Raw genomic sequence first — 25,634 nt, forward strand, 5'->3', positions numbered from 1 at the left:
AATAATGCAACAAAAATTTAAATATTTAATTGTAATCATGTTATTCTCTTTAGGAGTAATATCATGTCACGAAGACTTGAATCAATCTCCAATTGATCCAGATAGTTTTACAGAAGAAGATGTGTTTTCTAATGCAACAGATGCACAAGGTGCACTTGCTAAATTATATGCAAGTTTAGCTCTAACAGGTCAACAAGGACCTTCAGGACAAGCAGATATCTCAGATATTGATGAAGGTTTTTCTCAATATTCAAGAATGTTATTCAACCTAAACGAATTAACTACAGATCATGCAGTTGTTGGTTGGGGAGATGCTGGTTTACCAGATTTACATGGTCAATATTGGTCTGGTAGTAACGATTTTACAGAAGCTATGTATTATAGATTAGCTCAAGAAGTATCTTTTTGTAATTCTTTTATAGACAATGCTGCTATTTTAACAGATACAGAAGTTGCTGCTTATATTGCAGAAGCTCGTTTTTTAAGAGCTTTTGCTTACTATAACTTAATGGACTTATATGGTAGTGTACCTTTAGTAACTAAAGTAACAACAGAATTACCTGAACAGGCTACAAGAATTGAATTGTTCAATTTTATTGAATCTGAATTGTTAGAAATTACAGATCAATTAAAACCAAGTGGTGCTAACGAGTATGGTAGAGTAGATCAAGTTGCTGCATGGGCTTTATTGTCTAAATTATACTTAAATGCAGAAATTTTTACAGGTACTCCAAGATATGCAGAAGCTGTAACATTTTCTAATAACGTAATGTCATCTAGTTATTCAATTAACACAAATGATGCAAATGGAAATGGAACTGCTTATGACGAGTTATTCTTAGCTGATAATGATGTAAATGGTGCTCAAAATGAATTTATTTTCACTTTAAATTTCGATGGTTTAAGATCACAAACTTATGGAGGATCAACTTTTTTAGTTCACGCTGCAATTGGTGGTAGTATGAATGCTACTGAGTTTGGTGTAAATGGTGGCTGGGGAGGCTTAAGAACTACAAAAAGTTTAGTAAATAAATTTGATGTAGATGTTACAACTCTTAATCCTAATCTAGGACCAGTAGCTAGTTGGGGTATTATTGGAGATTCTACTCCAAATGGTTGGAATGATCCTGATACAAAAATGTATGAAACAGGCACAGATACTTATGCTATTTATGCGAATTTAACTCCAGGTGAATTAAAATTCAGAATGAATAATGATTGGGGTATTAATTATGGTGATGATAATACTGATGGTTCATTAGAAGCTGGTGGATCAAATATTCCTGTTTCAACAGCAGGCACTTATTACATCACTTTAGATTTAAATACCTTAACTTATGCAATAGAACCATTTGTTGGTGATAGCAGAGGAATGTTCTATAAAGACGGACAAACTTTAGAAATTGACGAAATACCAACTTTCGAAAACGGTTATGCTGTAACAAAGTTTAAAAACTTAGACTCTAATGGTAATCAAGGTTCTGATGCTGCAGGAGATTTTGTAGATACAGATTTACCTTTAATTAGATTAGCAGAAATTTACTTAAACTACGCAGAAGCTGCTCTTAGAGGTGGTGGTGGTGATTTAGGTCTTGCTGTTACTAAAATTAACGAACTTAGAGAAAGAGCTTTTGGCAACTCTAGTGGTAACATAACAAGTGGAGATTTAACTTTAGATTTTGTTTTAAACGAAAGATCTCGTGAATTATACTGGGAAGGACAAAGAAGAACTGATTTAGTAAGATATAACTATTTTACAACTGATGCTTATTTATGGCCTTTTAAAGGAGATTCTAAAGATGGTACAAGTGTAGAAGATTATAGAAATATTTTCCCTTTGCCAAATAATATTATAACAACTAATCCTAATTTAACTCAAAATACAGGATACTAATAAATAAAGACATGAAAAAAATATTAAATTCATTATTCGCTCTAATTATTGTATCAATTGGTTTTACCAGTTGTGAGGATATTAGTGATCGAGTAATATTAAATGAAAACGTAGAAGCTACTACAGAACTTATTGTTGTAGAAACTACACCAATTGTACTTTTAGAAGCAAATCAAGATGACATTGCTTTGAATACGAATTGGGCAGAACCAGATTATGGTTTTAATGCAGCACCAACTTATAAAATTCTTGTTGATTTAGCTAGTGGAGATTTTAGCAATGCTACAACTATTGATGTTGGTGATGATTTAGAGAAATCTTTTGGTACTTTAGAGTTAAACTCAATTGCTTTAGGTTTAGGAGCAGAAGCAGATATGGCTTCAGATTTATCAATAAAATTACAAGGTTTTGTTGGTGGTCAATTATTAATTAATTCTGATGCAAAAACAATCAATGTAACTCCATATTCTAGTATTTTAGATTTATCTACTACTTGGGGTGTTGTTGGTTCTGCAGCAAATGATTGGGGTGCAACTCCTGATTTACCTTTCTTTACTACAAGTGATTCTGGTGTTTTAGTAGCTTATGTAACTTTAATTGATGGTGAAATTAAATTCAGAGAAAATAACGATTGGACCAATAATTATGGTGATACTGGTGTAGATGGAACGTTAGATGCTGCTGGAGATAATATTGCTGTTACTGCTGGTTCTTATAAAATTCTTTTCAATTTAAACGACCTTACTTACACTATGGAAGAGTTTACAATAGGTATTGTAGGTTCTGCATATAATGATTGGGGTGCAACTCCAGATTACGCATTAACTTATGACCCTTATTCTGATCAATTTAGAGGAATTGTAAAACTAGAAGAAGGTGAAATGAAATTTAGAATAAATAATGATTGGGGAACTGCTTATGGTGCTGGTTCTGCTGGATTTCTAGACACTTCTGGAGGCAATATTGCTACAATAGGAGGCAGATATATTGTTACTGTAAATTTAAATGATTTATCCTATTCTTTAGAAGCAATTGATAATATTTGGGGTCTTGTAGGTTCTGCTTATAATGATTGGGGAGCTACATCAGATGCAATTTTCACAAGAGATTGGTCTCAACCTAATGATGATATTTGGATTCTAAATAATGTTACTCTTTTAGACGGAGAATACAAATTCAGAGCAAATGAGGCTTGGGCTTTAAACTATGGTGATACTGGTTCAGATGGAACTTTAGATAATGGAGGTGATAATATTATATCTGTTGCAGGTACTTACTCTTTTGTTTTAGATTTTACAGATCCAGACAACCCTATTTACACAATAAATTAAGTTTTTTTTTAACTTAACAAAGGCTACCAATGGTAGCCTTTGTGTTTTAAAATCGATACAATATGAAAAAAATTACGATTCTATTTTTATTAATCAGTTCTTTAGGCTTTGGTCAAATAACCATAACACCAAATCCTTTTGACATTAACGCATCTATTACCATTAGTTTAGATGCTAGCAGTACTGCCACAGATTGTAATGGATTGAATAATCCATCTAAAGTATATTTACATTCTGGTGTGGGTAATGCAAGTGATGCTTGGGGAGCAAGTGTTGTTGGTAATTGGGGACAAGATGATGGAGTTGGAGAAATGGCTTATAATTCATCTAACAATCGTTGGGAAATTACTTTTGTACCAAAAACCTATTATTCGTTAACAGATGCAGAAGCAGCAAGCATAACCAATATGGGTATGGTGTTTAGAAATGCTGCTGGTAACCAAGAACTAAAAGACAATGGTTGTGCAGATTTTATTTTTAATGTGGGTTCTTTTCAATTAACATTAAATACACCATCAACCTCAACTACAATTTTAAATGCTAGTGAAACTTTATCTATAAATGCATCAACTTCTTTAAATGCAAACTTTACTTTAAAAGCAAATGGCGCTACTATAGACCAAAAATCGAACTTAACATCTTACAGTTTTTCACCAACAGTTACAGAAAACACAACTTATATTCTAGAAGCTGTTAATAATGGAGAAACTAAAAGCACAACGTTTCAGGCTATTGTAAAGCCAACTGTTACAGAAGCTACGTTACCTGCAGATTTAAAAGATGGTATTAATTTAAATGCTTCTGATAACACTAAAGCTACCTTAGTTTTTTACGCACCAGGAAAGGAATTTGTACATGTAATTGGTAGTTTTAACAATTGGGAAATTGACAACAATTACTTGTTAAAAAAAGACAGCTCTAAAAATCGTTTTTGGATTGAACTTACAGGTTTAACTCCACAAACCGATTATACTTATCAATATATTATTGAAGCAGATTTAAGAGTTGCAGATCCCTACTCTACTGTGGTTTTAACAGAATCTAATGATCAGTATATAGACGATGTTACCTATCCAAACTTCCCCAATTATCCTTCAGGAGAAACAAATCATGCAGTTACATTGTTAAGAACTGGTGATGCAGATTATGTTTGGCAAAACACAAATTTTACAAAACCTGCTAAAACAGATTTAGTAATCTATGAACTGTTGATTAGAGATTTTGATGCGTTACATTCTTATGATGCTGTAAAAGCTAGATTAGATTATTTAGAAGAATTAGGTATCAATGCAATAGAATTTTTACCTGTTATGGAGTTTGATGGTAACGAATCTTGGGGATACAATCCTTCTTTTCATATGGCTTTAGACAAGTATTATGGTACAGCAACTGCTTTTAAACAATTTATTGATGAATGTCATAGAAGAGGAATTGCAGTTATTATAGATGTTGCTTTTAACCACGCTTCTGGTCAAAATCCATATTACAGAATGTGGAATACTGATAATGGTGGTTATGGTGGACAAGCAAGTACAGACAGTCCGTTTTTTAATCCTATTGCAAGACATTCTTACAGTGTTTTTAACGATTTTAATCACTCTAAACAAGATGTTAGAGATTATGTAAAAAGAGTTTCTCAATATTGGATTGATGAATATAAAATTGATGGTTTTAGATGGGATTTAACCAAAGGATTTACTCAAAACTGTACTGGTAGCGATGCTTGTACAAATGCATATCAACAAGATAGAGTTGATGTTTTAAAAGAATATGCAGATTATCAATGGGAAATTGATCCAGGTTTTTACATCATTTTTGAACATTTAGGTACAAATACCGAAGAAACTGAATGGGTAAATTACAAACTAAATGAAGGTAAAGGAATTATGGTTTGGGGTAACCACAATCATCAATACAACCAAGCTACAATGGGTTTTGGTAGCGAATCAGATTTTTCTTGGATTTCTTTTAAAAACAGAGGTTGGTCTGTGCCTGCAAATGTAAGTTATATGGAAAGCCATGATGAAGAACGTTTAATGTATAAAAACTTACAATTTGGTAATTCTAGTGGAAATTATAGTATCAAAAACACAAGTACAGCTTTAGATAGAGAAGAATTGGCTGCTGCTTTTTATTTTACAGTTCCTGGACCAAAAATGATTTGGCAATTTGGTGAATTGGGTTATGATATTTCTATCGATCAAAATGGTAGAACTGGTAATAAACCAATTTTATGGAATTATTTTGATGATCAAGATAGAAAAGATGTGTACAACACTTGGTCTAAATTAATTCAGTTAAAATTAAAGTTTGATATTTTTGAAACTTCTGATTTTACTATGGATGTTGCAAATACGAATGGATTAAAGAAAATTCATTTAACTGATGATACTGCTCAAGAAATTCAATATGTAACCATAATTGGAAACTTTGGAGTTACCACTCAAAATATAGCTCCTGCTTTTCAAAAAACTGGAACTTGGTATGATTTACTAAATGATGATCAAACCATTACTGTAAGTAACGTTAACGATGTTATTTCTTTAGCACCAGGTGAATTTAAAGTTTATGGAAACAGTAAAGCTGCTTTATCTACAGAAGATTTATTTTTAGATGATGAAGTTTTGGTTTATCCAAATCCAACAAGAAATTCATTTAAGTTAAACATCAATACAAACAACGTTCGTGTTTATGATATGAATGGTAAAAAAGTAATGGATTTTTCTGGAAACTTTAGTGCAAATGAAACTTTTAATGTTCAGCAACTAAACAAAGGAATTTACTTTATAGAAGTTAAAAATCCGGAAGGGAAAGCTTATAAAAAATTAATTATAGAATAAGTATTTTTCTTAATATTTTAATAGAGTTGCTTTACAGCAACTCTTTTATTTTTTTTACAGTTTCTGTAATCTCTGCTTTGGTAGTAAACTTAGAAAAAGAGAAACGTACAGAAGTATTATCGGCATCATTTTTATCTAAAATTTCTGCAAGCACATGAGAGCCAATGTTACTTCCACTTTGGCAAGCAGAACCTCCAGAAACTGCAATTCCTGCCATATCTAAACTAAACAGAAGCATATCATCATTTACAGGAAAACGTACATTTAAAATCGTGTAACTGCTTTTATCTAAATCAGAAGAACATCCATTAAATTGAATATCATCAGAAATATTTTTTAGTTCAGAAATAAAATAAACTTTTAAGCTTTCTATATAATTTTTGTCTTTTTCTAAATTGTTATAAGCAATTGTTAAAGCTTTATCCATACCTAAAATGCTATGCACATTTTCTGTACTAGACCTTGCTCCTCTTTCTTGATCTCCTCCATGTAACATTGGTAAAATACCAAAGCCTTTTTTAAAATAAGCAAAACCAACACCTTTTGGCCCGTGAAATTTATGGGCACTTGCCACAATAAAATCGATTGGAGCTTTTTGTAAATCTAAATGATAATGCCCAATTGCTTGCACAGTATCTGAATGAAATAAAGCATCGTATTTTTTACAAATTCTACAGATTTCATCCACAGGTAAAATGCTACCAATTTCATTATTAATGTGCATTAAACTCACTAAAGTTTTATGATCTGAGTCTGACAATAATTCTTCTAAATGAATTAAATCTACACATCCAAATTCATCAACATTAACAAAATCTAATTGTATATTGTGAGTTTTTTCTAAAAACTCACAAGTATGTAAAACTGCATGATGTTCTATTTTAGAAGTAATAATTTTACTTACTCCTAAATTTAAAAAGGCATTTTTTAGAATTAAATTATCGGCTTCTGTACCACCAGCTGTAAAAACAATTTCGCTAGCAGTTACATTAAAATGTTTGGCAATATTTTTTCTTGCTGTTTCTACAGCAGATTTTGCTTTTCTACCAAATTGATGCGTAGAAGATGGGTTTCCAGAAATTTCTTTCATAGAATTATACATTAATTCTAAAACCTCATCATCAATTTTTGTGGTGGCTGCATTGTCTAAATAAATGGCTTTCATAGGGCAAAAGTACAATTAATTCACATTCTGATACACATAAACTTCTGTGGCTCCTAAACCATATTTTTTATAAGAAGCATCGTAATATTTTACAGGATACTTATTTAGCAATGAATGTAATTCGCTTTTTAAAACACCTTCTCCTACTCCATGAATAAAAACAATTTTTGATATTCTTTTACCAATTGCATATTCAATTTTTCTTTTGGCAGTATCTAATTGCAGGTTTAACATATCGTAATTATCTAAACCTCTGGTAGATTTTACAAGCTGATTTATATGTAAATCTACCTCTAAAATCACTTCATTTTTTTCTTTAATAAAAGCACTTTTATTCTTTTTTTGAGAAGCTATTTTTTCTTTTAAAAATGCATTGTTAATGTCTGAGAATTTAGTGAGCTCATGTTGTTCTTTTTCTATCTTAACCAACTCATTCCTTTTAAAAATAAAAAGCATTCCATCTTCGGTTTCAACTGAAATATCATCACCTTTAATATTTGTGACTATTCCTTTTAAAACATCATCTAAAACTGCTACTTTATTTCCAATTTCTAAACGCATTCTTAACATTATATTAATTTACAAAAATACAATTTTAGTCTAATTTTGTTGAAAAAATAATGTGAATATGCTGAAAACTTCAAACACCTCCACAAAAAACTTTTTTGAAAATTCTTATAAAAAACTTTCTATTTCTGAGGATAGAACAAAACTTTTGTTAAAAATAGCAGAAACTATTGCTAAAGAGTATGCAACTAATGAGATTATCAATTTGAATTTTATATGCACACACAACTCTAGAAGAAGTCAAATGGGGCAAGTTTGGAGCTATTTTGCTGCTTATTATTTTAACCTAAATATTAATGCCTTTTCTGGAGGTACAGAAATTACAGCTTTTTACAGAAAAACAGTAAAAACTTTACAAAAAGCTGGGTTTTCTTTTCAATTATCAGATTTTTCTCATCAAAACCCAACTTATCAAATATCTTTTAAGGGTTCTTATAGCCATATTCTAGGTTTTTCTAAACTGTATAGTAATCTTATAAATCAAGAGCCTTATATGGCTATTTTAACCTGTAATGATGCAGATAGAAATTGTCCTTTTATACCTGCTGCTACACATCGTTTTGCATTGCCTTTTTTAGATCCAAAATTCTCTGATGGAACTACTGAACAAGAACAAGTTTATTTGCAAACAAGTACCCAAATTGCTGGTGAAATCTATTTAATTTTTAATCAAATTAAAAAATTACTTTCTTAAGGTGTTTTGAACTATTTTCTTTGTATTAAAAATAACATAGGTTATGAATTAACCACCTTGTATTTCGTTTAAAATTAAGATCGATGTGAAACATAATTTCATGAGAACTTAAGTTACCACCCAATGTAGAAAATCGATGGTCATAAGCATAACCAATTCTAAATTTCTTATTTAAAATTACACTAAACAAAGCACTTACAGAACTTTTATGACGATAAGATAAACCACCTTCTATCATATCTTTATACAAGAAATTTGTATTTACGTCTACAGATATTGGTAAGTTTTTAGTATACCTAACCATTGTTGATGGTCTAAACATTACATCTTCTGATAGTTTAAACAAAACTCCACTAGACAAAAAGTAATTTGGGTTGGTTGCTAAACTTCCTTTTTTATAATTGTCTTCGATATAAAATTGTGGGGTTTCTAATAAATAAGGAATAGAGAATCCTAGATAAAATTTTCTATTGTAAAATAAAGCCCCAAAACCTACATTAGAAAAATTACCAGTTGTTGATGCGTATACATCACTATCTGGAGTTATACCATCAAATAAATTGTTATTAAAAAAGGTAAAACCGCCTTTTAAACCCAATGCGACTCTACTATATCTAGAAGTTATTAGAGTATATGATGCATCTAAATTTAAATTTGTAGTTTCTGATAAACCTATTTTATCATTTACAACTGTTAAACCTAAACCTAAACCTTTTCTTGTTCTTGCATTTAAAGAGAATGTATTGGTTTTGGGTGCACCTTCTACTCCAACCCATTGTTGACGTGTTAAAATTGATGCACTTAACTCTGCTCTATACCCTACAAATGCAGGGTTAATTATTTGCATATTGTACAAATATTGTGTGTAATGTGGCACTTGCTGACTTTGCATTTTTAGACTTAAAAAGCAAACAACTAGAAGTATTAAGTTTAGTTTAAACTTAATACTCTTTTTTAAGATAATTTTAGTTTCCTGAATCATTATCTTATTAATTGAATAAATTTAGTAATAGGTTCTGATTCCCCATCATTAAAATCTAATTGATAAAAATAGACGTCTGTTGGTGCAGGATTACCATTATAAGTTCCATCCCACCACAAAGGATTTACATTTCCATTATTACTGTAGTTGTATATTTCGTTTCCTTGACGATTGTAAATCGTTAATTTAAAGTTTGGATAATCTTCTATACCAGAAATTTCGAAAACATCACTTTTACCATCACCATTTGGTGAAAATAAATTAGGATAATCGTTATCTTTTATAGTACCTACGCCTCTTGGAGCTGTTATGTTTGCTACATTAAAACTAAATAAATCTGCCTGTAAATACATTGTTTCTGTATCTTCATTTAAATTATCGTTTAACGTTTTTACAGTTTGAGTTATTGTTGATGAATATGCAGGTATTGTAACTTGTTCTGAAATTGATTCGTAATCAAAATTACCTGTTGTTGTACTATCAACAGTAATAAAATTTAAGTTGATAGGCAGATAATTTTGCATTAACTCATCAGAATCATTTAAAAGATTAATTGTAAAATTTAAGCTTTTGCCTTCTATAGTTTCTTCGTTAGTTATAACTACTAACGGATTTGGATCTACATCTACAATTGTGGCTGTTTTTGTTAAATCTTGTATACCTACATTATTAGTTTGCACAATACCAACTACATCTAAAGGTTCTAATTCTAACTCGTTTAAATTGTCTAAAAATGATGAAATTGTAAAAGAAACTTCTGTATTTGCGTTGTTTTCATCAATTGTACCAGCTATAACTAAAACATCAGAAAATGACGAGTAATCATCTGGACTTATCGCAAAATCATCACTTGTATTTAGTTCTATTTCAATAGGTGTTGAACAAGGATGAGAAATAACAATAGTATGTTCTAAATCTACATTTTCATCTTCTTGAGTATTGTTCATTGTAATATCTGGAGCAACATCATTATCTAAAATTGTACCAATACCACTAAAGTTTGTATTGATTGTATTGTTGGATGTAATTGTACCATTTAAGGTAAAAAACTCTGTTAACTCGTAAATATTATCTTCTAGAGTTGTTGTAGAAAACTGTTCTGTATTCATTAATGGGGGAATTGTAAATACTGTATTTAAAACACTAAAGTAATCAAAAGGAGCAATAGCAGCATCATATTGACCAGTTAAATTTGTACCATTTGAGGTTGAAAAATTTATTGTTATTGGAAATGCACTTTCTATTAATACAGAATTATCGTTTTTGGTTACTAACCTTAATGTAAAAACAAATTCATTACCTTCTGATAAACTAACATCATCTATAAGTACAACTATTGCAATAATTTCTCGCCAATCTCTTTCTGGAGTATCTGAATTATCAAAATTTGGAAAACTTTGTGGTGTTTGTCCATTTGTTGGATTTAGTAGACTATCATTATTATCAAAAGCATCATCTAAACCATCATTGTCTGCATCAGAATTTGTGGCTACAGTTTCTGCAGTTCCATCACTATTTGTATCCCAACCTTCAATAATATCATCTCTTATATCATCATCTGAATTTATATCTATATAATCTGGAATGTTATCATTTTCAGAATCTATAGGTATAAGTCCATTTGGGTATGCTGTATCTATACCTGCATCTGTAAAAACACCTGTTGTTGTTACATAATTATTGGTGAGTTGCGCTTCTATGTTATCTACAATTCCATCTCCATCTGCATCAATATCTAAAAAATCTGGATTTGTTGTACCATCTGTATTTGGTAAATTATAGTTGTTAGTTGCATTTGAGCCATCATTGGTTTCTTTAGAATTATCTAATCCGTTTGCACCTACATTGTTATTTGTTCTACCATTTTTACTGACATCATCTGAAGTATTACCAGCTTCTACAATGTCTAAAATCCCATCATTATCGCTGTCTAAATCAAAATGATTTGGCACACCATCATTATCAAAATCAAAAATATCTACAATTCCGTCTGCATTATTATCTGAACCATAATCAGTATCTCTATAATTGGGTATAAAATCTGCATCATCATCATCTAGAGGATTTAAACCATCATATTCTAAAACATCTGCAATAGTATCATTATCATCATCTAAATCAAAATCATCTATAATACCATCATTATCTGTGTCTGTAGATGCATTTACGTTAGTTGAGTTTGATGATGAAATTTGTCTATCTAAAGGATCTTTTGATGTAAAAGAAGCCGAATTTGAACCAATACAAGACTCACTATACAACACTGTAAATTCTACTGTAATTGTTTCTCCAATTTTTAATAATCCAGAAGTACCATCAAATAAATTGGTATCTGAAACACCATCATAATTTGAATTTAAATTAGGATTTGTAGTTGCTGATGAACTAAAAATTGTTGGGGTAGAAACCGAAAGTATATTACCACCACAAGTACTATTTAAATTATCTGTGATTTGCAATTCATCTAACTGAACAGAATCACTTGTATTCTCAATAGTAATTTGATAGGTAATTTCTTCGTGTTCTAAAATACCATCTGGCACTTTAACAACATTAGTAATTCTTTTATCTGTTTCTGATTCTGCATCAAAAATAAAACGCATACCAGCAATTGTACAAGTACAATATAAACTTGATGTTATACTTGCTGAAGCTGAATTAGCAAAATAATAACGATCTAAATGACTACCCAAACCATCTGACCAACTTACAAAGGTAAAAGCACTTTTATTTGCATCTGATAAAGCATCAAAACCATCTGCATTTCCTTGAGTTTGCGATAAACTAGTTTGATTAAAATAGCTATAACTACCATTATCTATTGGGCCAATTTTATAATAAATTTCTAAAACAACAGTTTCTCCTGCAGGCAGAATGTTATTGGGTGTTAATAAAGTTGTTTCGTTATTTCCATCGTAATTGGTGTTTACTGTAACATCTGGCCCTGAAACTTGTGATATTAGAAACTCTGTAAAAACAACTCTATTTCTAAAATCGTCTAACCCCATATTAAAATTAATATTTTGGGCATCTACTGCTCCTTCATTTGTTAATATAATAGTGTTTACGTAATCGTAAGTACCATCAAAATTTACTAAACCAGGAGGATCTATAGTTTGATTATTAAACTCTGGCACATATAAACCCGCAGAAACAACAGCTTCTGTTGTATGAAAATCGTTTAAAGTAATTGCACTTATTGCGTTATTACCTTTGTCTGTATTTGCTGTTATTGTATTTGTAAAATTAATACCTGAACCTGATGGAGTTGGATTAGGTCTTCCATTACAAAATGGATTTACGGTTACACAAAAACTAACAAAAATAGATTGCCTTGGGTATAGAATTAAATTGTTAATAGCATTATCATTAAAAACAGCGCTTGAACTACCATTTAAAAATCCATTATTGATTGCTGAATTATCAAAATCCATTGGAAAGTAAGAACTTTCTGCAATGTTTTCTACTAAATTGTTACTTACTGTTGCAGCCTCTACATTTACAACACAACCAACTCCAAAAGCACTTTGTAAATCATCTATTAAATCGATATTTCTAATTAATGCTGGTTCGTGTAAATCTCTAGCATTATTTATATTAGTAAGTATTAGGCTGTATACAATTTTATATTCTCCATTTGCATTAAAACCTTGATTACAACTACCTAAATTACTAATTTCTAACAAGTCTTCTGTAGGTTCTACTGTTAAATATAAATTAGCCGATCTTGTAAATGTACCGTCTGTAATTGTATAAACTATGGTTGGCACTTCACCTATATAATCTGTTGTAGGCTCAAAAATATAACTTCCATCTTCTGCTATAGTTAAATTACCTTGTGCTAAATTAGCTGTTTGACCTGCATTGAATGTAAAACCATTTACAGAAAACTGAGTTACAGTTAAAATATCTTGTACGTTGATGTCTGTATCATTTACAAAAACACCAGGTGTAGCAACATTTAAGGTAGTATTAATATCTACTGTATCATAATCGTTATTGGCTACAGGTGGCTCTGGAGGTAAATAAACTGTAAGATTTAATATAGCTGAACTTTCAAAAACCCCATCTGTAACAGTATAATTTACAGGAGGAACATCACCCACAAAATTTTGAGTTGGTGTGTAAGAGTATGCTCCATTTGCTGATATAATAATTGAACCTTCAGAAAAAGTGGCTGTTTGCCCAGCATTATAATCTAAACTATTTACCGAAAATTTAGATATGGAAAGTAAATCTCCATCTAAATCAGTATCATTCTTTAAAAGACCTGGTGTTACTTCTGTAATTGAAAGATCTACTATTGTAGAATCATCATCATCATTGGCTTCTGGAATGTTTTCTACAGAGATATTTAGATTTGCTGAACTTGTAAAATTTCCATCTGAAATGGTATAATTTATTGTTGGAACATCACCTGAAAAATTTAAAGTCGGCGTAAAATTATAACTACCATCAGGAAATATTAATATACTTCCTTCAGAAAAACTTGCTGTTTGACCTACATTATAAGTTGTTCCGTTAATTGTAAAATTGGTAACTACTAGTACATCTTGATCAGCATCTGTATCATTTTCTAAAAGCCCTGGAGTAATTTGATTTATAGCTGTATTAACAACTGCAACAATTGTATCGTTATTGGCAATTGGAGCATCTTTAATAGTAATGTTTAAGTTTGCAGAACTTGTAAAAGTGCCATCTGTAATTGTATAATTTATGGTTGGTACAATTCCTCTATAATCTAAAGTTGGAGTAAATGTATAACTTCCATCTTTAAAAATCTGAATAGTACCTTCTGTAAAACTTGCTGATTGATCTGCTGTTAATTCTATTCCATTAATTGAAAAAGATGTAACTGTAATTGTATCACCATCTGCATCTGTATCATTTGCCAAAACACCTGGAGCAACTATGTTTAAATTTGTGTTTTTTAATACAACAGTATTATCGTTACTAGCTATAGGTGCAGTTTGAGAAACTAGTAATTGTACACAAAACAATAAATAAAATAATGCTATGAAACGTTTAATTAGCATACTATAAATTTAAATTGGGGGATTAAGCAATAAACTAAATTTCTAAATTTTTATCGTAAGGAATTCTTTTTAAAATATGATTTATCACATTTACTCTAGCTTCTGTTTTTCTATTGGCTCTTATAATTTTCCAAGGAGAAATTTCTGTATTTGTTCTTTCGAACATTGCATTTTTATATTCTGTGTATTGATCCCACAAATCTTGTGCCTTTTCATCTAACTTGGTCATTTTCCATTGTTTTAAAGGATCACTTTTAATATCAGCAAAACGTTTGGCTTGTTCTTTTTTAGAGATAGACATGTAAATTTTCACCAAGTGTATGCCAGAATCTAAAATCATTCTTTCAAAATCATTAACTTGATTCATGAAAATTTCATATTCTTCTGGTGTACAGAAACCATTTACAGGTTCTACTACTGCTCTATTGTACCAACTTCTATCAAAAAAAACCATCTCACCTGCTTTAGGCAATTGCTCTACATATCTTTGAAAATACCATTGAGATTTTTCATCTTCAGTAGGCTTTGGTAATGCAACAATTCTCATAAAACGTGGATTAATACGTTCTGTAATTCTTCTTATTGCTCCACCTTTACCTGCAGCATCTCTACCTTGAAAAACAACAATTATTCTTTCATCATTATTAATTACCCAAGTTTGTAATCGAATTAACTCAGTTTGTAATTTTTTTAATTTTTTTTGATAATCTATATACCTTAAAGCTCTTTCTACATTAAAAGGTTCTTTAGACAGTAATGCCAACAACCCTTTTTTAGAGTTAAGTTTTTTTACATCAGACTCTGTTAAATTATTACTCATTTATTTAATCTATTTGATGAATATTTGAACGATAATAACGCATAACAACATTAGGATCAGGATTTAAAACTGTACCTGCTTCAGTTTTACCTTCATAATCAAACTGAGACAAAACATGTCTTATTGCTTCTAATCTTGCAACTTTTTTATCATTAGTTTTTACAATCATCCAAGGACTGTAGGTTGTGTGTGTTTTGGTAAACATTTCTTCTTTATAATAAGTATACTTATCCCAAAGAATTTGGCCTTGTCTATCCACAGGGCTAAATTTCCACCTTTTCAACGGGTCTTCTTTTCTGCCTTCAAAACGCTTAGCTTGTTCTTCTTTTGTAATAGACAGCCAAAATTTTATAATAATTACACCATCTTCATACATCATGTGCTCAAATTCTGGCACTTGCTGTAAAAATTCTTTATATTGTGTATCTGTACAAAAACCCATAACTGGTTCTACAACTGCTCTATTATACCAGCTTCTATCAAAAAAAACAATTTCACCAGGATTTGGTAATTCTTTAATATATCTTTGAAAATACCATTGTCCTTTTTCTACTTCTGTTGGTTTATTAAGTGCTACTAACCTACTAGATCTTGGGTTTAAATGCTCCATAAATCTACGGATATTACCACCTTTACCTGCAGCATCTCTACCTTCAAATATTATAGCAACTCTTTTATTATTATTTGATACGAATCGTTGTAATTTTACTAATTCTATTTGTAGCATACGTAGTTCATTATCATAAGTAAGTGTGTTTTCTACTTTTGAAAATGACATGTTTTTTTCTTTAATAAGCGCTAATAATTCTTTACTACTTGTAATTTTATTAAAATCTTCTGCAGTTAAAGTTCCCTTAGAATTCATATTTTTAGTTTAATTGCTCTAAAATAAAACCTTTTTTTAAAATTGCGTTAAATTTTATCATTTTAAATTGATTCATAATATATTTGTCTTCGATGAAAAACCGAATTTTTATAATTATTTTTTTTGTATCACTATCTATTTCTTCTCAGCAAAAATATGCTAAAGAAATCAGTTTTGTTAATGATAATGACCTCTATGCTTCTGTAGACAGAGATCGTTATTACACAAATGGAATGTTTTTAACCTACAGATACTTAACTAAAAATAACAATAAAAACTTAGACAAAAAAATTATAGAATGGCAAATTGGCCATAAAATGTACACCCCCTATAAACCTGTTGTAAAAACTATTAATTTACATGACAGACCTTTTGCAGGTTATTTATACGCTGGTTTTGGATTAAAAAAAGTATATAAAAAAAATAAAATCTTAAACACTTCTTTACAAATTGGTATTGTTGGACCAAATGCTTATGGTAAAGAACTACAAGATTTTATTCACGACATCTATGGTTTTGAAGAAGCTACAGGATGGCAATATCAAATAGAAAATGCCTTCGGTTTAAATTTTGGTACAGAATACATTACCTCCTTAACAAATAACGAATCGAATACTTTTGATATTTCTTGGGCAAATTCTGCTAATTTAGGTACCGTATTTACCAATATTAATTCTGGTTTTAATTTAAGATTTGGTTTTACATCGCTTCAAAAAATGGCAAACTCAATAGCTTTTAATACAAATTTAAATGATGATAAAACAAAATTTAAAAGAGAGATAGAGTCTTTCTTTTATATGAAACCTATTCTACAATATAATTTTTATGACGCTACAATTCAAGGTAGTTTTTTAAACAATAACAGTTTGGTTACTAAAGAAATAGTTCCTTTAGTATTCAATATAGAACTTGGTATTAAATTTACAGCTAATCGTTTTAATTTTGGCTATATATTTAATTACAACACCAACAAAACCAAGGATTTAAGATATACTTATGGCCATAAATACGGAACAATAAGTATTAATTACTTGTTGCGTTAATCTTCAAAAAAATCATCTTTAAAACCTATTAAATATAGTTTTTTTTGCGCTCTTGTAATAGCTGTATATAACCATCTAAAATATTCTTTAGAAACCCCATCTGGCAAATAAGGTTGCTCTATAAAAACAGTTTGCCACTGACCTCCTTGCGATTTATGACAAGTCATTGCATAAGAAAACTTAACTTGCAATGCATTAAAATATTTGTTCTTTTTAATGGCTAGAAATTGTTTGTACTTTGATTTTTCATCTGCATAATCCTCTTTAACAGCTTGGTACAATTTATTAGATTCTTCGTAAGTTAAAGACGGACTTTCACTAATTAAAGTATCTAACAACAAAACCGTTTCAAAAGGTTGCATTTCTGGGTAATCTATCATTTTTAACTCAACTTCTGCAAATTTAAATCCATATAACTCTTTAATAGAGAATATTTTTAAAACTTGGCAAATATCGCCATTGGCGATAAAACCAGCTTTTGAAGATTCGTTTAACCAGAAATAATTATTTTTTACAACCATTACATAATCTCCTGCAGAAATTTCATTTTCTTGTCCACGAATTTTCATTCGTATTTGTTGGTTGTATTGGTTGGCTCTTTTATTAGAACGCACAATAAAAGCAGTATCTTCTACTCCATCATTATCATAAGCAGCAACCAATGCGTCTTCTATATCATAACCATCAATTAATCTTTTTATATCAGGAAAATCAACATCAAACTGAAAATTATCTCCATTATTTTGCAATAAAAGTCTTAAATGTGTTGCATTTGCTAATATTCCAGAATTCTCATGCTGACGCATTACTTCATCCAACTCAATTTCTTCAACATTTTTATGATAAGTATATTTTAACGTCTCTTCTTCTAAAGCAGGACTTATATCTAACTTAACAGGAGGTAACTGAGCAGTATCACCAATAAAAATTAATTTACAATTATGACCATTATAAACGTAAGAGATTAAATCATCTAATAAAGAACTAGAATCAAACAATTTTTGATTTTGCCTACCATCAGGGATCATAGAAGCCTCATCTACTATAAAAATAGTATTTCTATGTTTGTTGGTTTGTAAAACAAAATCTACAGAACCATTACCTTGCTTTTTAGGAAAGTAGATTTTTTTGTGAATTGTAAAAGCTGGTCTTTTAGAATATATGGCTATAACTTTAGCTGCTCTACCTGTTGGCGCTAATAAAACTGCTTTTTTACCAGAAGCCCAAAGCGAATTTACAAAAGTACTTATTGTGGTTGTTTTACCTGTACCTGCATAACCCTTTAATAAGAACAACGCATCTTTATCATCATTAAAAATAAAATTACTTAATAATTGTAATAATTGGCCTTGTTTTTGTGTAGGATTATGTGGAAATTTCTTTTGAAGTTCTTTGTAAAATTCTGCAGGTATTTTTATCATAAAAAAATTAAAGGTTCAAAGATACATTTCTTTGCAAAGAAATTTTTATCATTGAAAAAAAATTGTAGATTTGCGATAACACTATTAAAAAACAAATAAAAAATGAATTTAATACTAATGATTATAGGAGCTGTGCTGGTATCAGTTCTTATCGCTTTTATTATAGTTAAATATTTACCTTTAAAACTAAGATGGCTTCCTTCTATCTTATTGTTGGTTTTAGCAATCTTTTTAGGTGTTAAAATATACGATGGTATTATGGAACCTATCAAATTTGCTAAAGAAAAAGTTGAAAAATACAATCCTGTTATTAAAAGCTTAAAAATTATTAGAGACGCAGAAGTTAAGTTTTACGAAGTAAATGGTGTTTACACTAAAGATAAAGCTGGTTTAATTAAATTTATTGACACTGCTCAATTAGCTTTAACAGAAACTAAAACTATTGTAGAGCAAGTAAACAAAGGTGGTGGTATAATTGTACCTGAAGAAAAAAGAGTAACAGATACAATTGGTTACGAGCCTGTATTAAAATACTTTAAAGATAGAGATTATAATAATATGTTTAAAGTTCCTGGTGTAGAAGGTACTGAATTTGAACTAGAAGTAGGTTCTGTAGAAAAAGTACAAGGTTTAGTTGTACCTACATTTAGAGCTAGAACTCCTAAAACAGGTATTTTAAAAGGAATGAACAAATCTTTAATTAAACAAGAATTAGAGGCTATAGAATCTGTACAAATTAAAGGAGAATATGTTTCTGTAGGATCTTTAGAAGAAGTTTCTACTGGTGGTAACTGGCCTCCTTCTTATGATAGAAAAGACGGTGCAGAAAAAGAGTAGCAAAACATCTTTACAAAAAATAAAGGATATAAAATTATCCATCCAATTTAGTTTGGATGGATTTTCTTTTTGTATCTCACATTTAGAAACTAAAAAAGATTTATTTTTTACAGAATATTTATTTGATGAAACTCTAAATTCGCCTGTAGATTTATTAAATAAAATAGAATCTATTTTTAAAAGTGATGCAAACCTTCAGCTAGAATACGCTAAAGTAGATGCAATTCATCAAAATAACTTATCTACACTTGTACCAAATGTTTTTTTTGATGAAAATAACTTAGATGCTTACTTAAAACATAATATTAAAACGTTAAAAAACGATTTTATAACTTATGATGATCTTACTAATATTGAAGCTAAAAATGTTTACATACCTTTTGTAAACATCAACAATTATTTGTTTCAGAATTTTGGTGAGTTTGAGTTTAATCATCATTTAACTTTATTAATAGATAAACTTCTAAACAAACATACTTCTGATGAAAAAGTAATGTATGTAAATGTTGATAAGAATAGTTTTGATATTGTTATCATAGAAGATAAAAACCTAATCTTATCTAACACATTTGGTTATGCTTCTAAAGAAGATTTTATCTACTACATATTATTTACTGCAGAGCAAACTCAATTAAATACAGAAGAATTTAAATTGTATTTTATTGGAGAAATTAATTCTGAATCTGATATTTATAAAATTGCTTATAAGTATATAAAAAATGTTTTTATTTTAGAAAGTGAAAACAACATTTTTAATGATTTAGACTTACCAAATCAATCAAATTATATACTGTTAGGATAATGAGAATTATATCAGGAAAATTTAAAGGAAGACGATTAAAAGCACCTAAAAACCTACCTGTTCGTCCTACAACAGACATGGCTAAAGAAGGTTTATTTAATATTATAAATAACCATTATTATTTTGATAGCATTGCTGTGCTTGATTTATTTTCTGGTACAGGTAATATTAGCTATGAATTTGCTTCTAGAGGTACAAAAAACATTTATGCTATTGATGCAAATTACAATTGTATTAGATACATTTACAATACTGCAAAAGAGTTTGATTTTGATATAAACACATATAAAAGTGATGTGTATAAATTTTTAAATAAAACTTCTATTCAATCTGATATTGTTTTTGCTGACCCTCCTTATGACTTTGAGGCTGAAAAATTTTTAGAAATTGCAGATCTTGTTTTTGAAAAAAACTTACTTAAAGAAGATGGTATTCTAATCATAGAACACTCTAAACACACAGATTTAACTATACACAAAAACCATAGTTATGATAAACGTTATGGAGGAAATGTGTTTAGCTTTTTTGAAAATTCTGTTGAAGAAGAAAAAGAAGACTAAAGTAAAGAGTTAATTATATCAGCAATTGTAATTCCTTCTGCTTCTGCTTTGTAATTTTTTACAATTCTATGAGATAATATAGGTATAGCAACTGCTTTTACATCTTCTATATCTGGTGAATATTTTCCGTTAATTGCTGCATGTGCTTTTGCCCCTAAAATTAAATTTTGAGAGGCTCTTGGACCTGCTCCCCAATCTAAATAGCTTTTTACCATTTCTGTTGCTGCATCAGATTTTGGTCTTGTTTTACCAACCAAACTAACTGCATATTCTATTACATTATCTGTAACTGGTATTCTTCTAATTAATTTTTGAATCGCTATAATTTGATCTGCAGAAAGAATTCCGTCTACTGTTTGAGCTATAGCACTTGTAGTACTTTTTACAACTTCTACTTCTTCTTTAAACGTTGGATATTCTAAATTAATAGAAAACATAAATCGATCTAACTGCGCTTCTGGTAAAGGATAAGTACCTTCTTGCTCAATTGGGTTTTGTGTTGCTAAAACAAAAAATGGTAATTCTAATTTATAATGATTTCCAGAAACTGTTACAGAACGCTCTTGCATGGCTTCTAACAAAGCTGCCTGAGTTTTTGGTGGAGTTCTGTTAATCTCATCAGCTAAAATAATATTCGAAAAAATTGGACCTTTTATAAATTTAAACTGTCTGTTTTGATCTAAAATTTCGCTTCCTAAAATATCTGAAGGCATTAAATCTGGTGTAAATTGAATTCGATTAAATTTTAAACCTAAAACATCAGAAACTGTATTTACCAATAAAGTTTTGGCTAAACCTGGCACACCAATTAAAAGTGAATGACCTCCACAAAAAATAGACAATAAAGTAAAACTTACTGCTTCTTGTTGCCCAATAATTACTTTACCAATTTCAGATTTTAATGATTTGTATTTTAAGACTAAATCATCTACAGCTTTAACATCAGACATTATTTACCTGTTTCTTTTTTCCAGTTTTTAATAAAAGTGCATTTTCTATGAGCATCTGCCATTTTAATATAAGTATCCATTATCTTTTCTTTTGCCCACTTATCTATAGTTTCTTCTTTCTTTTTTGTTAATGCTAATTCTTGTACCTTAACATAGTCATTTACTAAATCTGCAATATGTGTATTTGTTCTATCTCTCATTATAATGAACTTATACATTTTTTCTCCACTTCTATTTTGATCAAAAAACACATCAGAAAGTTCACCTTTTTTTAATTCTGCAACTCTAGCATACAAAGCAGGATCCATACCTGTTAAATCGAAAGTAGCTTCGCCTGTATAAGGGTTAATAATTAAACCTCCATTATTTTTAGTTTCCTTATCATCAGAATATTTTTTAACAGCTTCTTCAAATGTAATTTTACCTGAATTTATGTCTTTTACAATTTCTTCCGCTTTTTCTCTAGTTTCTACTAGTTTAGAGCTAGGCACATCTGGTTGCATTAAAATATGCGATGCAACTCTCATATTACCTCTTACTTCATGCAATTGCATTAAGTGATAACCAAAGTCAGATTTAAAAGGTTTAGAAACTTGACCAACATCTAAACTAAATGCCATTTCTTTGAATTCTTTAATAAATTGAGATTCTTTTGTAATCTCATATCTACCTCCATTATTAGTAACACCTGGATCATCAGAATTAATAATTGCTTTCATTTTAAAAGGAGCTCCATCTTCAATTTCTTTCTTTAACTCATTAAGCTTATTTAAAATTCTTTCAGTTTCTTCTTTAGCTGGGCTTGCATTAATTACAATTTGTGCCAATTCTATTTCTGCAGAAAACTCTGGTAATTCTCCTTTTTCTTTTAAACCATTATAAAAAATACGAACCTCTTCTGGAGTAACATCTATTTTTTCTGTAATTTTTAACTGCTCTTTTTCTATTAAAACATTTTCTTTTTGAACAGTATATAATTCCTTTTTTAAATCATCTAAATCATTAAAACCATAGGCTTTAATAACTTTATCTACAGAACCATATTGTTGCGTAAAATACTGTACACTTCTGTCTACTCTATCTGTAATTTCTGAATCAGCAACTGTAACACTATCTATAATTGCATGATGTGCTAATAATTTTTGTTGCATTAACTCTTCTAACATTTCACAATCAGAAATTTTAATTTTACCTTCTGAACGTACTTCAATTTCTTGCTTAAATTTATCTATATCAGAATCTAAAACAATATTTTTACCAATTACTACTGCAACACCATCTATTTTTACTTGTGCAAAATTTGCGATGCTTATCAACCCAAAAAAGGCTGTTAAAAGCGTTAATTTAGTATACTTTGAAATTGTTATTTTTTGTTGCATCTTTTACTAATATTTTTTCTATATCTCTAATTAATTGGATTTTACGTTTGTGTAAAATCATTTGTTTTATGGTTGGTTTTATATAGCTTAATGGTGCTATATCGTTTCTAACCAATACATCTTTTATAGCGACCAAATATAAACCTAATGAATCTTGTTTTTGAACAAATTTTGTTTTTTTTAACAGGTTTTCTTTAGAAAAGGGCAGTTTTAACAAAACCTTATCTAATTGTGTCCAAACTGAATCGTTAAATTGATAATACTTAAAACTTAATTGCTGTTTTTCTAAAGCTTCTATATCTTCTATACTGTCAGATTTAAAGAGTGTTGTAATTTCTTTTTTGTTGATAATATTGTTATCAAAATGAAGATATTTTATTTTTAAAAGCTCTTCATTTAACTTAAAGTTTTCTTTATATTCTGTGTAAAAAAGATCAATCTCATCATCATCAATAATTGTATCTAATTGTTGCTTTATTAATCTTTCTTTATAACTGTTAATCAATAAACTTTCTTTGTAATCTTTTACAAGCGAGTTTATTTCTTGTACGTCTTCTAGAGAACTATTGGTTTCTGCTTTTTTTAGCAACAACTGTTTTATAGCCCAGTCGTTAATATAACCTCTAACAAAAACAATACTATCTTGCTTATTTAAACTAGTAGGTAAAACACTTTTTAAATCTTCTCTAAAAAGTTTTTCTGTGTTTACAATTGCAACAATTTCTGATGTTGTTTTTTCTTTTTCTTGCACCTCTAAATAATCACAAGAAATAAATGTACACAACATTAAAAAAAGAACTGCATATTTATTCATTAACCTTTATTGTAAAATTTAATTAATTTTTTAAGTTGTTTTTTATCTACTTTAATAACACTTTTATTTTTTAAATCTGCAATCCAATTTTTCTCTAAATAGTTCTGATAATCGTTCATAACCTCACCTTTCACCTTTTTAAACTCTTTATTATGGTATTTGGTAATATTAGTAGTATAATGATTTTTTAAGCCTAAAGTATCTTTAGATGATTTTTCCCAAATTTCTCTTTGCATTAACTCAAAAAGTAATAAACCATCTTTATATTCTTGTAATGTATTAGCAAATTCAGGCTCCGTTTTTTCTAAATTTGCTTTGTAATAGGTTAAAATTTCTTGGTCTTTAAAATCATTAAATAATTCAAAAACAGGTTTATTTTTTCTATTTTTAATATAGTTAACAAATGCTTCTTGTTTTATTTCTTTTTTATTTATCGTTAACAAAACTGATTGTAAAGAATCTTTTGCAATTGTTCTTATTTTATCATTATCAAAAATTTCTTTTGCAATATTATTTTCAGAAATTGTATATTTTTTCTTTAGTTTATTGATAACAGCCTTTTCTGATAATTGAGCTCTTTCTCCAGATTTTACTTTGTTTTTTAACTCTCTTTCTATTTCATTAAAAGATTGTACTGGATGTTTTTTTATTAACTGTACAATATGCCAACCAAAACGAGTTTGAAAAGGTTTAGAATATTCACCTTCTTTTTCTAAACTAAAAGCCACATCTTCTAAAGGTTTTACCATAACTCCTGTTCCGAATTTTCTTAGTTTACCTCCTTTAGATTTAGAGCCAGTATCGTTAGAATATTTTCTAGCCAAAGCTTTAAACTGCACATCTTTTTCTAATTCATTATAAATTGAATCTATTAATACTTTTGCATTTTTTGTTTCTTTAGTTAACAAAATATGTGCAACTTCTACTTCTCCTTTAGATGGTCTTACATCATCAACTTTTAAAATATGGTAACCATAACGTGTTCTAAATGGTTTAGAAACCTCCCCTACTTTTGTTGTATATGCAGCTTCTTCAAAAGGAAAAACCATTTTAAAAGCAGAAAAATAACCTAAGTTACCTTTGTTACCTTTACGTTTTCTTTTATCATCATCTCTTGCAGATGGATCTTCTGATGTTTCTTCTGCAACAGCTTCAAAATCCTCACCTTTTAAAATTCTATTTCTTATTTCAGTTATTTTTTTATATGCTGCCAAAGTATCTTTTGGTGATGGAATTTTTGGCGTTCTTATTAAAATATGTTTTGCTTTTACTTCATTTTTTGTTCTAAAATATGCGTCTTTAACCAACTTATTAATAAATAAAGTATCTTGCATATAAGGTGCAGAAAGTTGATTTTTAAAACCTTCCATTTCTTTAATATAAGAAGGCAAAGTATCTAACTTAATATTATATGCTTCTTTAACTTTTAACTTGTAATTAATATACAATTCTAAATTTTTCTCTACATCCTTAGCTTCTTCATTATCAATAACGTCTAGATTTTTTTCGTAAACCCTTTTAAAATCAGAAACTGTTGTTACTTTACCATCAATTGTTAACAACCCTTTATCTTTCTTCTGTGCAATAACTACGCTAGAAAAACATAAAACTACTAATAATACTAACTTTTTCAT

19 protein-coding genes are annotated in these 25,634 nt (G+C 29.3%); 8 read left to right on the forward strand and 11 right to left on the reverse strand.

Annotated elements, in window-relative coordinates:
- Window positions 1-4 precede the first annotated feature (4 nt).
- From KO506_RS12485 to KO506_RS12495, 3 genes are all read left to right on the forward strand, one after another.
- Complete coding sequence (locus tag KO506_RS12485) at window positions 5-1,894, forward strand: RagB/SusD family nutrient uptake outer membrane protein (RefSeq protein ID WP_215995254.1); 1,890 nt, start codon at window positions 5-7, stop codon at window positions 1,892-1,894.
- Window positions 1,895-1,905: 11 nt separating this feature from the next.
- Window positions 1,906-3,225, forward strand: coding sequence for a SusE domain-containing protein (locus KO506_RS12490; RefSeq protein WP_215995255.1), 1,320 nt, complete (start codon window positions 1,906-1,908; stop codon window positions 3,223-3,225).
- 62 nt (window positions 3,226-3,287) lie between these two features.
- Window positions 3,288-6,065: an alpha-amylase family glycosyl hydrolase gene (locus KO506_RS12495; protein ID WP_215995256.1), complete on the forward strand. Its 2,778-nt coding sequence runs from the start codon at window positions 3,288-3,290 to the stop codon at window positions 6,063-6,065.
- A gap of 31 nt (window positions 6,066-6,096) precedes the next feature.
- Here the strand turns inward: KO506_RS12495 and KO506_RS12500 are convergent, their stop codons facing one another.
- Both KO506_RS12500 and KO506_RS12505 read right to left on the reverse strand, forming a co-directional pair.
- Entirely contained in the window at window positions 6,097-7,230 is a 1,134-nt protein-coding gene (locus tag KO506_RS12500; protein WP_215995257.1) for a cysteine desulfurase family protein, read from the reverse strand.
- A gap of 15 nt (window positions 7,231-7,245) precedes the next feature.
- Window positions 7,246-7,791 (reverse strand): Smr/MutS family protein, encoded by a 546-nt coding sequence (locus KO506_RS12505; protein WP_215995258.1) that lies wholly within the window; start codon window positions 7,789-7,791, stop codon window positions 7,246-7,248.
- Between the two features lie 67 nt (window positions 7,792-7,858).
- Between KO506_RS12505 and KO506_RS12510 the strand changes: the two genes are divergently transcribed.
- On the forward strand, window positions 7,859-8,491 hold the full coding sequence (locus KO506_RS12510) for a hypothetical protein (protein ID WP_215995259.1): 633 nt from the start codon (window positions 7,859-7,861) through the stop codon (window positions 8,489-8,491).
- Window positions 8,492-8,516: 25 nt separating this feature from the next.
- Here KO506_RS12510 and KO506_RS12515 read toward each other — a convergent pair whose 3' ends face one another.
- Genes KO506_RS12515 through ppk2 (KO506_RS12530) form a run of 4 tightly spaced genes read right to left on the reverse strand, consistent with a single transcriptional unit; the run spans window position 8,517 to window position 16,194 of the window.
- Window positions 8,517-9,473 carry a PorP/SprF family type IX secretion system membrane protein gene (locus KO506_RS12515; protein WP_215995260.1) on the reverse strand — a complete coding sequence of 319 codons (957 nt, stop codon included), beginning with the start codon at window positions 9,471-9,473 and terminating at the stop codon, window positions 8,517-8,519.
- On the reverse strand, window positions 9,473-14,509 hold the full coding sequence (locus tag KO506_RS12520; RefSeq protein ID WP_215995261.1) for a cadherin-like domain-containing protein: 5,037 nt from the start codon (window positions 14,507-14,509) through the stop codon (window positions 9,473-9,475). Before KO506_RS12520 ends, KO506_RS12515 begins: the two co-directional genes overlap by 1 nt.
- A gap of 34 nt (window positions 14,510-14,543) precedes the next feature.
- Complete coding sequence (ppk2, locus tag KO506_RS12525; RefSeq protein ID WP_215995262.1) at window positions 14,544-15,329, reverse strand: polyphosphate kinase 2; 786 nt, start codon at window positions 15,327-15,329, stop codon at window positions 14,544-14,546.
- 4 nt (window positions 15,330-15,333) lie between these two features.
- Entirely contained in the window at window positions 15,334-16,194 is an 861-nt protein-coding gene (ppk2, locus tag KO506_RS12530) for a polyphosphate kinase 2 (RefSeq protein WP_215995263.1), read from the reverse strand.
- Between the two features lie 92 nt (window positions 16,195-16,286).
- On the opposite strand from ppk2 (KO506_RS12530), the gene KO506_RS12535 reads away from it, so the two are divergent.
- The gene (locus KO506_RS12535) at window positions 16,287-17,237 is read left to right on the forward strand and encodes a lipid A deacylase LpxR family protein (protein ID WP_215995264.1); all 951 of its coding nucleotides are present in this window, start codon (window positions 16,287-16,289) and stop codon (window positions 17,235-17,237) included.
- Here KO506_RS12535 and KO506_RS12540 read toward each other — a convergent pair.
- Entirely contained in the window at window positions 17,234-18,658 is a 1,425-nt protein-coding gene (locus KO506_RS12540) for an ATP-dependent DNA helicase (protein WP_215995265.1), read from the reverse strand. The genes KO506_RS12535 and KO506_RS12540 overlap by 4 nt on opposite strands.
- A 102-nt stretch (window positions 18,659-18,760) precedes the next feature.
- On the opposite strand from KO506_RS12540, the gene KO506_RS12545 reads away from it, so the two are divergent.
- Genes KO506_RS12545 through KO506_RS12555 form a run of 3 tightly spaced genes read left to right on the forward strand, consistent with a single transcriptional unit; the run spans window position 18,761 to window position 20,857 of the window.
- Window positions 18,761-19,495: a hypothetical protein gene (locus tag KO506_RS12545; protein WP_215995266.1), complete on the forward strand. Its 735-nt coding sequence runs from the start codon at window positions 18,761-18,763 to the stop codon at window positions 19,493-19,495.
- Entirely contained in the window at window positions 19,464-20,297 is an 834-nt protein-coding gene (locus tag KO506_RS12550; RefSeq protein ID WP_215995267.1) for a DUF3822 family protein, read from the forward strand. The genes KO506_RS12545 and KO506_RS12550 overlap by 32 nt, the downstream gene beginning before the upstream one ends.
- On the forward strand, window positions 20,297-20,857 hold the full coding sequence (locus tag KO506_RS12555) for an RsmD family RNA methyltransferase (RefSeq protein WP_215995268.1): 561 nt from the start codon (window positions 20,297-20,299) through the stop codon (window positions 20,855-20,857). Before KO506_RS12550 ends, KO506_RS12555 begins: the two co-directional genes overlap by 1 nt.
- On the opposite strand, the gene KO506_RS12560 is transcribed toward KO506_RS12555, so the two are convergent.
- From KO506_RS12560 to KO506_RS12575, 4 genes are read right to left on the reverse strand one after another with little or no spacing between them, the layout of a single operon-like run.
- Window positions 20,854-21,807, reverse strand: coding sequence for an AAA family ATPase (locus tag KO506_RS12560; RefSeq protein ID WP_215995269.1), 954 nt, complete (start codon window positions 21,805-21,807; stop codon window positions 20,854-20,856). The genes KO506_RS12555 and KO506_RS12560 overlap by 4 nt on opposite strands.
- Window positions 21,807-23,186, reverse strand: coding sequence for a peptidylprolyl isomerase (locus tag KO506_RS12565; protein WP_215995270.1), 1,380 nt, complete (start codon window positions 23,184-23,186; stop codon window positions 21,807-21,809). The genes KO506_RS12560 and KO506_RS12565 overlap by 1 nt, the downstream gene beginning before the upstream one ends.
- On the reverse strand, window positions 23,152-24,000 hold the full coding sequence (locus KO506_RS12570) for a hypothetical protein (protein ID WP_215995271.1): 849 nt from the start codon (window positions 23,998-24,000) through the stop codon (window positions 23,152-23,154). The genes KO506_RS12565 and KO506_RS12570 overlap by 35 nt, the downstream gene beginning before the upstream one ends.
- Window positions 24,000-25,634 (reverse strand): peptidylprolyl isomerase, encoded by a 1,635-nt coding sequence (locus tag KO506_RS12575; RefSeq protein WP_215995272.1) that lies wholly within the window; start codon window positions 25,632-25,634, stop codon window positions 24,000-24,002. Before KO506_RS12575 ends, KO506_RS12570 begins: the two co-directional genes overlap by 1 nt.

Source organism: Polaribacter vadi (genome assembly GCF_018861005.1).
Classification (GTDB): Bacteria; Bacteroidota; Bacteroidia; order Flavobacteriales; family Flavobacteriaceae; genus Polaribacter; species Polaribacter vadi_A.

What these genes read in the sequence shown, in the direction of transcription:
- KO506_RS12485 (WP_215995254.1), top strand. Translation starts at nt 5, where the DNA reads ATGCAACAAAAATTTAAATATTTAATTGTAATCATGTTATTCTCTTTA.
- KO506_RS12490 (WP_215995255.1), top strand. Translation starts at nt 1,906, where the DNA reads ATGAAAAAAATATTAAATTCATTATTCGCTCTAATTATTGTATCAATT.
- KO506_RS12495 (WP_215995256.1), top strand. Translation starts at nt 3,288, where the DNA reads ATGAAAAAAATTACGATTCTATTTTTATTAATCAGTTCTTTAGGCTTT.
- KO506_RS12500 (WP_215995257.1), bottom strand. Translation starts at nt 7,230, where the DNA reads ATGAAAGCCATTTATTTAGACAATGCAGCCACCACAAAAATTGATGAT.
- KO506_RS12505 (WP_215995258.1), bottom strand. Translation starts at nt 7,791, where the DNA reads ATGCGTTTAGAAATTGGAAATAAAGTAGCAGTTTTAGATGATGTTTTA.
- KO506_RS12510 (WP_215995259.1), top strand. Translation starts at nt 7,859, where the DNA reads ATGCTGAAAACTTCAAACACCTCCACAAAAAACTTTTTTGAAAATTCT.
- KO506_RS12515 (WP_215995260.1), bottom strand. Translation starts at nt 9,473, where the DNA reads ATGATTCAGGAAACTAAAATTATCTTAAAAAAGAGTATTAAGTTTAAA.
- KO506_RS12520 (WP_215995261.1), bottom strand. Translation starts at nt 14,509, where the DNA reads ATGCTAATTAAACGTTTCATAGCATTATTTTATTTATTGTTTTGTGTA.
- ppk2 (WP_215995262.1), bottom strand. Translation starts at nt 15,329, where the DNA reads ATGAGTAATAATTTAACAGAGTCTGATGTAAAAAAACTTAACTCTAAA.
- ppk2 (WP_215995263.1), bottom strand. Translation starts at nt 16,194, where the DNA reads ATGAATTCTAAGGGAACTTTAACTGCAGAAGATTTTAATAAAATTACA.
- KO506_RS12535 (WP_215995264.1), top strand. Translation starts at nt 16,287, where the DNA reads ATGAAAAACCGAATTTTTATAATTATTTTTTTTGTATCACTATCTATT.
- KO506_RS12540 (WP_215995265.1), bottom strand. Translation starts at nt 18,658, where the DNA reads ATGATAAAAATACCTGCAGAATTTTACAAAGAACTTCAAAAGAAATTT.
- KO506_RS12545 (WP_215995266.1), top strand. Translation starts at nt 18,761, where the DNA reads ATGAATTTAATACTAATGATTATAGGAGCTGTGCTGGTATCAGTTCTT.
- KO506_RS12550 (WP_215995267.1), top strand. Translation starts at nt 19,464, where the DNA reads ATGATAGAAAAGACGGTGCAGAAAAAGAGTAGCAAAACATCTTTACAA.
- KO506_RS12555 (WP_215995268.1), top strand. Translation starts at nt 20,297, where the DNA reads ATGAGAATTATATCAGGAAAATTTAAAGGAAGACGATTAAAAGCACCT.
- KO506_RS12560 (WP_215995269.1), bottom strand. Translation starts at nt 21,807, where the DNA reads ATGTCTGATGTTAAAGCTGTAGATGATTTAGTCTTAAAATACAAATCA.
- KO506_RS12565 (WP_215995270.1), bottom strand. Translation starts at nt 23,186, where the DNA reads ATGCAACAAAAAATAACAATTTCAAAGTATACTAAATTAACGCTTTTA.
- KO506_RS12570 (WP_215995271.1), bottom strand. Translation starts at nt 24,000, where the DNA reads ATGAATAAATATGCAGTTCTTTTTTTAATGTTGTGTACATTTATTTCT.
- KO506_RS12575 (WP_215995272.1), bottom strand. Translation starts at nt 25,634, where the DNA reads ATGAAAAAGTTAGTATTATTAGTAGTTTTATGTTTTTCTAGCGTAGTT.